This is a genomic window from Pseudomonas sp. MM211, from assembly GCF_020386635.1.
GTDB lineage: Bacteria > Pseudomonadota > Gammaproteobacteria > Pseudomonadales > Pseudomonadaceae > Aquipseudomonas.
The window spans coordinates 394143-407501 of sequence record NZ_CP081942.1; the positions used below are offsets into that span (position 1 = coordinate 394143).

Annotated in this window: 11 protein-coding genes and 1 pseudogene; 9 read left to right on the forward strand and 3 right to left on the reverse strand. The window is 63.2% G+C overall.

Annotated elements, in window-relative coordinates:
- Positions 1-71 precede the first annotated feature (71 nt).
- Positions 72-1349 (reverse strand): acetyl-CoA C-acetyltransferase, encoded by a 1278-nt coding sequence (locus tag K5Q02_RS01775; RefSeq protein WP_225835777.1) that lies wholly within the window; start codon positions 1347-1349, stop codon positions 72-74.
- Positions 1350-1510: 161 nt separating this feature from the next.
- Between K5Q02_RS01775 and K5Q02_RS01780 the strand changes: the two genes are divergently transcribed.
- Positions 1511-2866, forward strand: coding sequence for a 3-oxoacyl-ACP reductase (locus K5Q02_RS01780; RefSeq protein ID WP_225835779.1), 1356 nt, complete (start codon positions 1511-1513; stop codon positions 2864-2866).
- Here K5Q02_RS01780 and K5Q02_RS01785 read toward each other — a convergent pair.
- A pseudogene (locus K5Q02_RS01785) lies at positions 2867-3217 on the reverse strand (helix-turn-helix transcriptional regulator); the annotation flags it as partial.
- 255 nt (positions 3218-3472) lie between these two features.
- Here K5Q02_RS01785 and K5Q02_RS01790 point away from each other — a divergent pair.
- The 5 genes from K5Q02_RS01790 to K5Q02_RS01810 are packed head-to-tail and all read left to right on the forward strand — an operon-like array spanning position 3473 to position 6658.
- A complete protein-coding gene (locus tag K5Q02_RS01790) occupies positions 3473-4324 on the forward strand; it encodes a MaoC family dehydratase (RefSeq protein ID WP_225835781.1) in 852 nt (283 codons plus the stop codon).
- Positions 4325-4365: 41 nt separating this feature from the next.
- Positions 4366-4668, forward strand: a complete 303-nt coding sequence (locus K5Q02_RS01795) for a MazG-like family protein (RefSeq protein ID WP_225835784.1) — start codon at positions 4366-4368, stop codon at positions 4666-4668.
- Positions 4668-5417: a methyltransferase domain-containing protein gene (locus K5Q02_RS01800; RefSeq protein WP_225835786.1), complete on the forward strand. Its 750-nt coding sequence runs from the start codon at positions 4668-4670 to the stop codon at positions 5415-5417. Before K5Q02_RS01795 ends, K5Q02_RS01800 begins: the two co-directional genes overlap by 1 nt.
- 26 nt (positions 5418-5443) lie before the next feature.
- On the forward strand, positions 5444-6061 hold the full coding sequence (locus K5Q02_RS01805; protein ID WP_225835788.1) for a DUF4136 domain-containing protein: 618 nt from the start codon (positions 5444-5446) through the stop codon (positions 6059-6061).
- A gap of 33 nt (positions 6062-6094) precedes the next feature.
- Positions 6095-6658 carry a DUF4136 domain-containing protein gene (locus tag K5Q02_RS01810; RefSeq protein ID WP_225835789.1) on the forward strand — a complete coding sequence of 188 codons (564 nt, stop codon included), beginning with the start codon at positions 6095-6097 and terminating at the stop codon, positions 6656-6658.
- 149 nt (positions 6659-6807) lie between these two features.
- On the opposite strand, the gene K5Q02_RS01815 is transcribed toward K5Q02_RS01810, so the two are convergent.
- Positions 6808-7743 carry an SdiA-regulated domain-containing protein gene (locus tag K5Q02_RS01815; RefSeq protein ID WP_225835791.1) on the reverse strand — a complete coding sequence of 312 codons (936 nt, stop codon included), beginning with the start codon at positions 7741-7743 and terminating at the stop codon, positions 6808-6810.
- 329 nt (positions 7744-8072) lie between these two features.
- On the opposite strand from K5Q02_RS01815, the gene K5Q02_RS01820 reads away from it, so the two are divergent.
- The 3 genes from K5Q02_RS01820 to K5Q02_RS01830 all read left to right on the forward strand — a co-directional run bounded on the left by K5Q02_RS01820 (position 8073) and on the right by K5Q02_RS01830 (position 13286).
- Positions 8073-10328, forward strand: a complete 2256-nt coding sequence (locus tag K5Q02_RS01820; RefSeq protein WP_225835793.1) for an ATP-binding protein — start codon at positions 8073-8075, stop codon at positions 10326-10328.
- 20 nt (positions 10329-10348) lie between these two features.
- Positions 10349-10834, forward strand: coding sequence for a response regulator (locus tag K5Q02_RS01825; RefSeq protein WP_225835795.1), 486 nt, complete (start codon positions 10349-10351; stop codon positions 10832-10834).
- A gap of 61 nt (positions 10835-10895) precedes the next feature.
- Positions 10896-13286, forward strand: a complete 2391-nt coding sequence (locus K5Q02_RS01830) for a response regulator (protein ID WP_225835797.1) — start codon at positions 10896-10898, stop codon at positions 13284-13286.
- Positions 13287-13359 lie beyond the last annotated feature (73 nt).

The window sequence follows — 13359 nt, forward strand, 5'->3', positions numbered from 1 at the left end:
TATCCCCGTAGCCTGGCGTTGAGCGCAGCGATACCCAGGACAGCGCGCCCAGGGTGCGCACGAGGGATGAATCAGCGCTCCAGAATCGCGGTAACGCCCTGGCCGCCTGCGGCACAGATGGAGATCAGGCCGCGACCTTCGCCTGCCACCGACAGCAGCTTGGCCAGGTTGGCGACGATACGCCCGCCGGTTGCGGCAAAAGGGTGGCCGGCAGCCAGGGAGCTGCCCTTGATGTTGAGCTTCGCGCGGTCAATGCTGCCCAGTGGCTGCTCCAAGCCCAGCTTGGTGCGGCAATACTCGGCGTCCTCCCAGGCCTTGAGCGTGCACAGCACCTGGGCGGCGAAGGCTTCGTGGATTTCGTAGTAGTCGAAATCCTGCAGGGTCAGGCCGTTGCGCGCCAGCAAGCGCGGCACCGCGTACACCGGCGCCATCAGCAGCCCCTCGTTGCCTTTGACGAAATCCACCGCCGCTGCCTCGCCATCACGCCAGTAGGCAAGAATCGGCAGGCCACGGGCCTTGGCCCACTCTTCGCTGGCCAACAGCACCAGCGACGCACCATCGGTCAGCGGCGTCGAATTGGCGGCAGTCAGGGTGCCGCGCTGGCCACGCTCGAACACCGGCTTGAGGGTAGCCAACTTGGCCAGGTCGATATCGGGGCGCAGATTCTGATCGCGGGTCAGCCCGAGAAATGGGGTGAGCAGATCGTCCTGCCAGCCTTCGGCGTAGGCGGCAGCGAGCTTGCGGTGGCTCTCCACGGCCAACTGATCCTGCTCGTCGCGGGGAATGGCCCAGTGCTGCGCCATCAGCTCGCAATGCTGACCCATGGACAAGCCGGTACGCGGCTCACCATTGCGTGGCAGCGAGGGTGCCAGGTGTCGCGGACGTATCTGCAGCAGCGCCTTGATCTTGTCGCCGGTGCTCTTGCTGCGATTGGCTTGTAACAGGATCTTGCGCAGACCTTCGTTGACGCCGATCGGCGCATCCGAGGTGGTGTCCACGCCACCGGCGATACCGCACTCGATCTGCCCCAGGGCGATTTTGTTGGCCACCAGCAGCGCGGCCTCCAGCCCGGTGCCGCAGGCCTGCTGCAGATCGTAGGCGGGGGTCTCGGGGGCCAGGCGCGAACCGAGCACGCACTCGCGGGTCAGGTTGAAGTCCCGCGAATGCTTGAGCACCGCCCCTGCGACCACCTCGCCGAGGCGCTCGCCGTGCAGGTTGTAGCGCTCGATCAATCCTTCCAGCGCGCTGGTGAGCATGGCCTGGTTGCTGGCCGTGGCGTAGGCAGTGTTGGAGCGGGCGAAGGGAATACGGTTGCCACCAACGATGGCGACCCGGCGCGGCAGGCTCATGTACGACTCCTTGCGGGTAGTCTTGCAGGTAATATTGTGCGGCACTTTAGCGTGGCTGATCACCGCTGAATTGGCCGGTCAGCCGGCCCCTGTCGATGCATGAAACGAGTGATGGCGTACAGTGGTCAACCTCTTTGAGTTTCTGCCCTGGAGTCTGTTCCATGTCTGATCGCTACCTCAACTTCGCCAATACGCCTACCGGACGCCGCCTGGTCGGCGCGCTCGGGCTGCCCGCTCCGCTGCCTCTGGAACGCTGGGTGGCGGGCCGTAACAGGCCTCTGGAGGGCGCGTTGCTGATCGGTGGCAACGGCGACCTGGGCACTGCGGTGGCAGCCTTTGCCAGCCGCCTGACCGACGAAACCTTCGCGGCTCTCGATGACCAGTACGGCCTGCCGCGCTGGATCGCCGAGCACGGCCCCAAGCTCAAGGGGTTGGTGTTCGATGCCAGCGGTCTGAGCCGCTTCGATGAGCTCGATGCCCTGCGTCAGTTCTTCCAGCCCGCATTGAAGAACCTGGGTCGTTGCCCGCACGTCGTGGTGCTCGGCCGCGCCCCGCAGACGCTCGACGATCCCCAGGCCTCCAGCGTGCAGCGTGCCCTGGAGGGCTTCACCCGCTCCCTGGCCAAGGAAATCCGCCGTGGCGGCACCGTGCAACTGCTGCACGTCGATCAGGGCGCGGAAAATCAGCTGGAAGGCGCACTGCGCTTTCTGCTTTCGCCCAAGAGCGCCTATGTCTCGGCCCAGGTGCTGCGCCTGCAGCCCTGTGCGCAGCAGGTCAGCGACTGGACACGCCCACTGGCTGGCAAGACCGCACTGGTAACCGGCGCCAGCCGCGGTATCGGCGCTGCCATCGCCGAAACCCTGGCCCGTGACGGTGCCGAAGTACTGTTACTGGATGTGCCTCAGGCCAAGGATGCTCTTGATGCACTGGCTTCACGCCTCGGCGGTCGCAGCCTGGCGCTGGATATCTGTGCCGACGACGCGCCCAGCAAACTGGTCGAGGCCCTGCCGCAAGGTGTGGATATCGTCGTGCACAACGCCGGCATCACCCGTGACAAGACCCTGGCGAAGATGAGTGAAGGGCTCTGGGAGTCGGTGATCGACGTCAACCTGCGCGCACCACAGCGGCTCACCGAGGCCCTGCTGCAGGCCGGTGCCTTGCGCGATAACGGACGGGTGGTGCTGATCGCATCGCTGAGCGGCATCGCCGGTAATGTCGGGCAAACCAACTATGCAACCAGCAAGGCCGGGCTGATCGGCCTGGCTCAAAGCTGGGCGCCGACGCTGGCCGAGCGCGGCATCAGCATCAACGCTGTGGCACCAGGCTTTATCGAAACCAGCATGACTGCCGCCATTCCCTTCACCATCCGTGAAGCCGGGCGACGCATGAATGCCATGAATCAGGGCGGCCTGCCCCAGGATGTCGCCGAAGCCGTGGCCTGGTTCGCCCAGCCTGGTTCCGGCGCCGTCAGCGGCCAGGTGCTGAGGGTGTGCGGGCAGAGCCTGCTGGGGGCCTGATCAGGATGCGCCGCGCTCGGCTGCCTGCAGCCGGCCGTGGCGGCGAAACTCCACCGGCGTCTCACCGACCCAACGCTTGAACGCGCGGTAGAAGGTACTTGGCTCGGAAAACCCGGTGCGTTCGGCGATCAGCTCGATGCGCTCGTCGGTCTCCAGCAACAGACGTCGGGCCAGGCTGCAGCGGCAGTCGTTGACCATGTCGTTAAAGCGCACGTCAGCCTGCGATAACTGCTCGCGCAAACGTCGGGCAGGCATCTGCAGGCGAGCGGCGACCTGCTCCAAGGTGGCACCTTCGGTGAGTAGCTGATCGATCAGCTCACGCACCTGGCGCACCAGATCCAGGCGCGCCTCGCCAGGCGAGCGTCGTACCAGTGGGTTGAGCAGGTACGAGAGTTGCGGCGCGTCCGTGATCGAGCGCATCAGGGTGCGGCCCGGAGGGTAATGTCATGCATGCTGGCGTCTTCCTTGCCTGGCTGGATGACAACAAGCGTAGGCGGCTTTGCCGATCCATGCTCAGCCCGCGGACAGAGGGCACCAATACAGGCTGGCTACTGTCCTAAATCTCGGCGAGAGTACGCTGAAACTCATTTTGCACCGGAGCGCACGATGGCAACCGAATGGCTCGATTTGCACACACCACCGGCCCTGCCCGGCTTGCTCCTGCGCGCGGCGATGCGTCGCGGTATTACCGGCAAGGTGCTGCCGCACCGAGGGCTACGTTGCTCGCTCAGCGTTGATGCCAACCACCTCGCCCGTTACCGCGAGCTGTGCGGTTTTACTGACGATGCCCGGCTGCCAGCCACCTATCCCCATGTGCTGGCCTTCCCCCTGCAGATGAAACTGCTCACCGAGCCCGACTTTCCCTTTCCGTTGCTCGGCCTGGTGCACTTGGAAAATCGTATCCGGGTGATTCGCCAACTCGCAGGGCTCGGCCCCTTCACGTTGAGCGTGGAAGCCAGCAACCTGGTGCCTCATGAGAAGGGCGCAGTGTTCAGCGTCATCACCCGCCTCGAGGATCAACTCGGTCTGCTGTGGGAAGGTGATAGCCGCCTGCTCTGCCGAGGCATGAAGCTGGACGGCCCGGCGATTGCCCGCAGCGAATCGACCCGCCTACCGCTGGACGATCTGGCCCAATGGCAGGCACCCGCCAATATCGGCCGACGTTATGCGCGGATCTCCGGCGACTACAACCCCATCCACCTTTCGGCACTGACCGCCAAGCCCTTTGGCTTCCCGCGCGCCATCGCCCATGGCCTGTGGAACAAGGCACGAGCCCTGGCGGCGCTGCAGGCGCACCTGCCCGCCTCGGGCTACAGCGTCGAAGTGCGCTTCCAGAAGCCGGTGCGGCTGCCGAGCAGCGTGCGCATGCGCGCCAGCCTGCCCGCGGCAGAGGGCCAGTTCGATTTGCTCGGCAAAGAGGATGTGTCGCATATGGTCGGCTACTGGCAGGTCATATAGGCGTCGTGAAAGAATGCGCGGCTACCGCCTAGGGTCACCGCATGAACATCGCCGAACTCACCGCTCGCCTGCACACCATTCGTGATCGCAACGACTGGCGCCAATTCCACGCCCCGAAAAACCTGGCCATGGCTGCCAGCGTGGAAATGGCCGAGCTGGTGGAGATATTCCAGTGGCTCAGTGAGGATCAGTCACGCAGCCTGCCGGCTGACAAGCTCGAGCATGCCGGGCAGGAAGTCGGAGACGTGGTGCTTTATCTGCTTCTGCTGTGCAGCGAGTTGGGGCTGGATATGGAACAGGTGGTGCGCGCCAAACTCGCCGACAGCGAACGGCGGTTCAGCTGATGAGCGACCGGCACTTCGACGAACTGGCGACCCGCTTCGCCGAGAAGATCTACGGCGGCGCCAAGGGCGCGATCCGCCTCGCCGTGTTGCAGGCCGACCTCACCGAGGCACTGCCCGCGCGCCCACTGCGGGTGCTCGATGTCGGCGCCGGGCTTGGCCATATGGCCCTGTGGCTGGCGCAGTGCGGCCATCAGGTCACCCTCGCCGAGCCTGCCGAACCGATGCTGGCCGGCGCCCGCGAGCGCTTCGCCGAAGCGGGTGTCGAGGCAACCTTCATTCACGCGCCGTGGCAGGAATTGCCAGGCCGTTTCGAAGCGCCCTTCGACCTGATCATCTGCCACGCCGTGCTCGAATGGCTGGCCGAGCCGGCCGCCATCCTGCCGGCGCTGCATGGCCTGACCGCAACCGATGGCTGGCTGTCGCTGGCCTTCTACAACAAGGACGCGCTGATCTACCGCAACCTGCTCAAGGGCCACCTGCGCAAGTTACGCAAGGAAGAATTCGCCGGCGAAAAGCAGAGCCTGACACCGCAACGCCCCCTCGATCCGCGCGAATTGAAGTCGCAACTTGCCGCTCACTGGCAGGTCGAACAGGAGAGCGGCGTACGCGTCTTCCATGATTACATGCCTCGGGAATTCCAGGCCAAGGCCGAGCTCGCCGACTTGCTGGAAATGGAATTGGCACACCGCCGTCACCCGGCATTCGCCGGACTCGGACGTTACCTGCACTGGATTTGCCGGCCACGCTGAACGCCTGCTCTGCCAGGAGAACCGTCATGAAACGCATCGCGCTGTTGCTGCTCACCACTGCCCTGGCGGCCTGCCAGAGCCAGAACCCGTACACCACGGATTCCGTACCAATACCGCCGGCCCCGCCCGGTGCGGCCAACCATTTCGACCGTAGCGCCTACCCCGCCGCGCCGCGCGACTACGCGGCCTATCGCAGCTGGGCCTGGCAGCAGCGCCCGGCGGGCAGCGCCTGGGCCAGTGCGGATCTGGTGCAGGACGCCCTCAACAATGCCCTCGATCAACGGGGCTTACGCCCCACCCAGGGCAATGCCGCTGCCGACCTCAAGGTGCGCACCGATACGCGCCTGGAACGCCGCGTACGTCAGGTCGCTGACAGCTACGATCCCTACTATGGAGGTGGCTATGGCAGCTACGGCAACCGCGGTTATTACGGCAACGGTGTTGGCGTGGGCGCCCGCGTTCCGCTGACTCGCAACTATGAAGAAGAGGTCGTGGTGGTGCGTATCGACTTCTTTGACGGCCGCAGCGGAGAACAGGTGTGGAGCGGCCAGGCAGAAATGCGCAGCAGCGGCAGCCAGGCGGAACGCGCCGAGGCCCTGCGCAAGGCGGTAAGCGACGCACTGGGCGAATATCCGCCGGCATGACCCTCGATGTCTGACTGATTCAGGAGAACTCTTATGCGCCGCCTGCCTTTGCTACTGATCCCCGTCCTGTTGCTGCTCGGCGCCTGCCAAAGCCAGCAGATCAACCGTGACTTCGATGCCAGCCGCGACTTCGCCGGCTACCGCAGCTGGAGCTGGCAGGAACCGGCCGTGCAGTACAAGCCCGATGATCCACGGATTCGCAGCGACCTGACCGAGCAGCGTCTGCGCGGCGCAGTGGGCGATCAGCTCGACCAGCGCGGCCTGCGCCCTGCAGCGGCTGGTGCCGCGGGGGATCTGCGCGTACAGGTGTGGTTGATCGTCGACCAGCGCCAGCAGCAGGTCAGCACCGGCTTTGGTGGCGGTTTCGGCGGCTACTGGGGTAATTACTGGGGCGGCCCGGCCTACAACGAAACCCGCACGGTCGATTACAAGGTCGCCACCGTGCAGATCGACCTATTCGATGGCAAGGACGGCAAGCTGATCTGGCGCGGCAGTGACGAACGCATCATGCGCAACGACGAGGGTAATCCCGCGCAGCGCGAGACGGTAATCCGTGAAACCGTGGGGCGGGTGCTGAGCCAGTATCCACCGCGCTAGGGCGCCAAGGCAGTGGGAGCGGCAAGGATATTTCATTGTAGGAGCCCCGCCCCCGGGGCGAAGGGTGCGGGCGGCCCCGATATGGCGATGAAGCTGCCGTCGGGTCGCACTGGGGGCGGCGCTCCTACAAATGCTCGGCGCGGCGGCTGCTAACCACGGCCGAAGCGATAGAACAGATTGGGTTCGCTGACGATATACAGATTGCCTTCATCGTCGAAGGTCATGCCTTCGCCCTGAGGCACCGACTTGCCGAGGCCGGCGAAGTCGCTGTCTAGGGTGCGGAAACCGATCAGCTCGCCGGTCTCGCCGTCCAGTTCCATGATCCGTTTGGACTCGTCACTGAGCAGCGCCAGGTTGCCGGTGTGCTCGTCGAAGTGCACCGATGACAGGTCGGATGCGAACACCGAATCGCGAATCCAGTCGTCGTGGTCGATGATTTCCAGGCCGAAATTACCGTTCACGCTGCCTTTGAAACCGCGGATTTCGTAGAGCTTCATGGGCGAATGCTCCTTGACCACGAACAGGCGATCCCGCGCCCGGTCGTAGCCAACGCCTTCGAAGCCCTGGTTGCCGTCACGCTGGATGCCCAGGGTCAGAGAGCGGTAGTCCTCACGGAACAAGGCCCCGGAGCGTTCCGGAACCGGCACCACCACCAGCGCATGCGCGCGCTCTTCGGCGAGCAGCAGCATGCCGTCGCCCAGGTAGGTCACACCCTCCACGTCGCTGAAGCCGCTCAGTGGATAGCGCGCCAGCACCTCACCGTCCTTGCTCATGGCCAGCAGCTCTTCGGGATTATTGAGCACCGCCCACAACTGGTCGCGTTGGTCGTCGTAGCTCAAGGCCGAAAGGTTATCGCTTACGCCGCTGACTACTTTGGCATCGATCTGAACCTTGTACTTGTGGGAAAGCAGGCTGTTCGGTGCCCATTCCGAGACCGCCGGGGTCGTCAGCCAGTAATAAAGACGGTCGTCCAGGTGCAGAGCCCGCATCTGATAACCAGCAACGAGCAGGATCAGCAACAGCAGCCACGCCCATGGGCGCAGGACGGGCAGCCGGGAAAAAGCCCGCTTGGCAGCAGATATCATGGCGATTCTCGTGTTCAAATGCGGGCAGTGTGCCCAAGGAATGTTGCAATCTGTCGGTACGGCAGACCGCATCATGAGAGGTGTACGGCGCGGCTAAGTTCCTAGACACCCGGCAGTCAGGGTGTGATGGCCTTACGCATTGATTACGCCGCGCTACGGTTTACCCGGCATTCGAGACCGTGCAGACTGCCTGCGCAGACAGAACAGATTCACGGAGAAAATCCCCACGCGCCGTTGTCCTAGGCTGTAGCGGCCCTCCTCCCACCGCACCAAGGCATCCGCCCTCGAGACCGTTCATGCAGATCGGCCGGGAACCGAAGGAGAAACGCTTGGCGACCAGCGAAACCATCACCTCATTGAGCAGCGCGATCGCCAACTGCGCCAAAGAACCCATCCATATTCCCGGCAGCATTCAGCCTCAGGGATTCATGGTGGTGTTCGACAAGCAGGCGCTCACGGTGCTGCAGGTGAGCGAGAACGTCGCCGAGTGGCTGGGCCTCGACCCGGATCAACTGCTGGGCCAACACCTGAACAGGCTGCTTGAAGACAGCGACTCGCTGACCGAGCGCCTGGCGCAGTTGTCCCACGATGAAACCACACCGTTTCACATCGGCGATGTGCGCTTCCGCGAAGGCAGCCGCAGCGGCCAACTGATCGCCATGATGGTGCACTGCTACGACGGCGTGCTGATTGCCGAATTCGAGCCGACCAGCAATGTGGTCGCGGCTTACAACAACCTCTACCCGATGGTGCGCACGTTCATCGGCCATCTGCAGGACGCCGACAGCGTCGATGAGTTGTGCCGCCTGTCAGTGGACGAAGTGAAACGCATCACCGGGTTCGGCCGGGTCAAGGCTTATAGCTTCGATACCGAGGGCAATGGCCTGGTGCTTGCCGAACGCATCGATCCTGATTACCCCAGCTACCTGGGCCTGAGCTTTCCCGCTGCGGATATCCCGCCCCAAGCGCGCGCCCTGTACGTGGGCAATCGCATCCGCGTGATCGAAGACGCCAACTACCAGCCTTCCGCCCTGCGCCCGTCGCTCAACCCGCAGACCGGCAAGCCGCTGGATCTCAGCTATGCGGCCCTGCGCAGCGTGTCGCCGGTGCACCTGCAGTACATGCGCAACATGCAGACCATCGCTTCGATGTCGATCTCCATCGTGGTCGAAGGGCAGCTCTGGGGGCTGATTTCCTGCCACCACGCACATGCGCGCCCGGTCGGCTTCCAGACCAGAACGGCCTGCGAGCTGTTAGGTCGCATGTTGTCGCTGCAGATCGAAGCGAAGATCGCCCAGGCACGCACCCAGCACCTGCTGCAATTGCGCCAGTACATCGTGCAGATGCTCTCGGCCATGGCCGACCGCGACAGCGTCAGTGAAGGCTTGCTATCGCTGCCCGATACCTTCCTGAACTTCGTTCAGGCCAGCGGTGCAGCGATCATTTCCTCATCACGTTGCGACCTGCTTGGGCAAACGCCGCCCCGCGATCAAGTCAACGCACTGGTGCAGTGGCTGGGTGCCCGCAACGGTGAAGAGATATTCCAGACCGACAACGTCAGTCGCGATATTCCGGAGCTGCCGGGGCTCGCCAAACATGTCGGCGGCGTGCTGGCAGTGGCCATTTCCGAGCTGCACTCCCATTACCTGATCTGGTTCAAGCCGGAACAGACGCGCATCGTCAACTGGGCGGGGAAGCCTGAGAAATCCATCAGCGCCAGCGGCGCGCTCAACCCGCGCAACAGTTTTGCGCGCTGGCAGGAAGATATAAGCGGCTTTTCCACGCCCTGGCATCCACAGGAGCCGGAAAGCGCCCTGGAGCTGCGCAACGCGGTACTCGGCATCGTACTGCGCAAGGCCGAGGAAATGGCCCAGTTGGCCAGCGACCTGAAGAAATCCAACAAAGAGCTGGAAGCGTTCTCCTACAGCGTGTCCCACGACCTGCGCGCACCACTGCGGCATATCGCGGGCTACGCCGAGCTACTCGGTGACTTCGAAGGCCCCAAACTGTCAGAACGCGGCGTGCGCTTTCTCGAGCACATCAGCGAGTCGGCACGCTTCGCCGGCACCTTAGTGGATAACCTGCTGAGCTTCTCGCAGATGGGCCGCTCTGCATTGCGCTTCTCCGACGTCAACCTGCAGGCTCTGGTCGACTCGATTCGTGAAGAGATGAAGCCCGACTACGAAGGGCGCAACCTGGAATGGCACGTACAGCCACTGCCAGCCGTGATTGCCGACGCGGTCTTTCTCCACTTGGCGCTGCGCAATCTGCTGGCCAATGCCATCAAATACAGCCGAGATCGCGAGCAGGCGGTGATCGTCATCGGCGCCCATGAGGACGACGACGAGGTCGTGGTGTTCGTGCGCGACAACGGGGTCGGCTTCAACATGGAGTACGTCGACAAATTGTTCGGGGTTTTCCAGCGCCTGCACCGCATGGAAGAATTCGAAGGTACCGGCATAGGCTTGGCCAGCGTGCGACGTATAATCGAGCGACACGATGGCCGGGTCTGGGCAGAGGGAACTGTCGATCAAGGGGCTACCTTTTATTTCGCCCTACCCAAACGTAACCACCCCGCTGCTTAGATGACGGGAAGAGGACTTGAATGCTAAAACCGATTCTGCTGGTCGAAGACAACCCCCACGATCTGGAACTGACCCTGATCGCCCTGGAGCGTAGTCAGCTAGCCAATGACGTAATCATCATGCGAGACGGCGCAGAAGCGCTGGATTACCTGTTTCGCCGTGGCGACTACGCCGACCGCCTGCCCGGCAATCCGGCGATCATGATGCTCGACCTCAAGCTGCCCAAGGTCGATGGTCTGCAAGTGCTGGAGACCGTTCGCGAATCGCCTGAATTGCGCAGCATCCCGATTGTCATGCTCACCTCATCGCGTGAAGGCCCGGATCTGCAGCGAGCTTACGAATTGAACGTGAACGCTTACGTGGTCAAGCCGGTCGAATTCAAGGCATTCGTCTCCGCTATCTCCGATCTTGGTATTTTTTGGGCAGTACTCAACGAGCCGCCTCCTGGTTCGCTGCGCCTGCACCGACGCAACGCAGAGACCGATCCGGAATCTGGCAGCGATTGAAGACCAACACGGTTTCGCTTGAAGCGCAGGCCTAATCCAGACAGTAACTGATGACCTTTCCATGCCGCTCGAGCCTCTGAAACTGCTGTTTATCGAAGACAGTCCGCGTGATGCGGAACTGGCCCTGCTGACACTGGAACGCAATGGGCTGGTCGTCGACAGCACCTTGGTCTATGACCATCAAGCGGCCGAACTCGCACTGCAGAAAGGCAGCTTCGATCTGATCCTTTCGGACTATCTATTACCCGGCTCCTCAGGTGCCCAAGCGCTGGAAGTTGCACGCCGGCTGGCACCGCGAACGCCCTTCATCTTCCTGTCCGGCATGTTCGGTGAAGAACACGCCGTAGAGATGATGCGCCTGGGCGCTGTCGATTACGTCCTCAAGCAGAACCTGCCCTTCCTGCCCAAGGCCGTCGACCGGGCCATGGCCGAGGTCAATGAGCGCCAGGAACGCCGGCGTGTCGAAGACACGCTGCAAGCCGTCGAAGCACGCGCTCGAATGGCCATTGGCGCAGCACGCATGGGCATGTGGGATTACGTACCCGCGACCGACAGCATGATCTGGGACGAGCGCTGCAGGGCGCTCTATGAGCTGGATGCCGATGCTGACGTCGGCATGGCGATGTTCTACGAACGCTGCCATCCCGATGATCGTCTGCAATTGCGCAAGCAAGTCGCCGAAGCGTTGTCCAAAGACACCGGCAACGAGTTCCAGGCTGAATTCCGCCTGCCGTTGAGCAATGGCAGCGAACGCTGGATTTCCGCCCGTGGCCAGGCCTTTTTCGATCAGGGCACCTGCACGCGTTTCCTCGGTGTGCTGCACGACATCACCGAACAGAAGCAAGCCAACGAAGCCCTGCTGCGCCTCAACGACATGCTCGGTGAGCGCGTCGAAAAACGCACCCGCGAGCGTGACCGCAACTGGGAACTGTCCCGCGACCTGCTCGCCGTACTGCGTTTCGACATGCACCCCAGCGCGCTCAACCCGGCATGGGAACAGACCCTCGGCTGGTCGCGTCAGGAACTGATCCAGGGGCCGCTCTGGGAGTTGGTGCATCCCGAAGATCTCACCGACACCCTGCAACAGATCGAGCAAGTAACCTCGGATAACGTCTCCGTACGCTTCGTCAACCGCGTGCGCCATGCCAATGGTGACTACCACTGGCTGTCCTGGATTCTGGTGCGCGACGACGACCTGCTCTACGCCGCGGTGCGCGACATTACCCACGAGCGAGCCGTGGTCGATGAGCTCGCCGCCACCAACCACCAGTTGCGCGAACAGATCGCCGAACGCGAACGCGTCGAGGCGACCCTGCAGCAAATGCAGCGCCTCGAAGCGGTCGGCCAGCTCACTGCGGGCGTGGCCCACGACTTCAACAACCTGCTGACGGTGGTGCTGACCAGTACCAGCTTCCTGATCCGCGATCTGGAAAAGGGCAACCTGGACAAAGCCCGCAGTCGCCTGCAGAACATCACCGATGCCGGCGAGCGGGGCGCCAAGCTCACCGGCCAGTTGCTGGCCTTCTCGCGGCGCCAGCGCCTGGTACCGGAAGCGGTCAACCTGGGCGAAACCGTGCTCGGCATGCTGGAACTGCTGAAGAGCACCCTGGGCGGCAGCGTACTGATCGAAACAACGACCGAGCCCGGCCTGTGGCACGCGCGGGTCGACCCGACGCAGATCGAACTGATCATCCTCAACCTGGCGATCAACGCTCGCGACGCCATGGTCGTGGGCGGCGCCCTGCGACTGAGCACCAGTAACGAGGTGATCACCCACACCCCACGTCGCCCGGAAGACCCAGAGCCCGGCGATTACGTGGTGTTGTCGGTACAGGATTCCGGCAGCGGTATGAGCGATGCTGTACTGGCCAAGGCCTTCGAGCCTTTTTTCACCACCAAGGAAATTGGCAAGGGCTCGGGGCTCGGCCTGGCCCAGGTATTCGGTTTCGCCAAGCAGTCCGGTGGTGGCGCACGCATCCTCACGGAAATCGGCGTCGGCACTACGGTCAAGGTGTATCTGCCGGGCCTGCGCAACGTCACGCCGGCCACCGACGAAATCTCCAGCCAGCCGCTGCCGGTCGCAGAGCATGGTGCACAACGCACCATTCTGCTGGTCGATGATGATCCACAGGTGCGCGAAGTCACCGCGTTGACGCTGGATGCCCTCGGTTACCAAGTGCGCGAAGCCGACAGCGGCGCCGCAGCCTTGAGCAAACTCGACGACGACATTGACCTGCTGCTCGCCGATTTCGCCATGCCCGGTATGAACGGTGCCGAGCTGGCCCAAATCGCGCGTCAGCGCTACCCGGAGCTGCCAGTGGTGTTCGTGACCGGTTACGCCGAACTGGGCGGGCTGGACGCCGATGAAGCCTTTATCGTGCAGAAGCCTTATCGCAGCGAAGAGCTGGCGGAAAAGCTGCAGTACGCCTTTGCCGGCAACAAACCTAGCTGAATCCAGACGCCATGACCGAGGACACACCGTGTCATCGGTCATGGCCGATCAGCGCCTATGCAAGTGCGCCGCC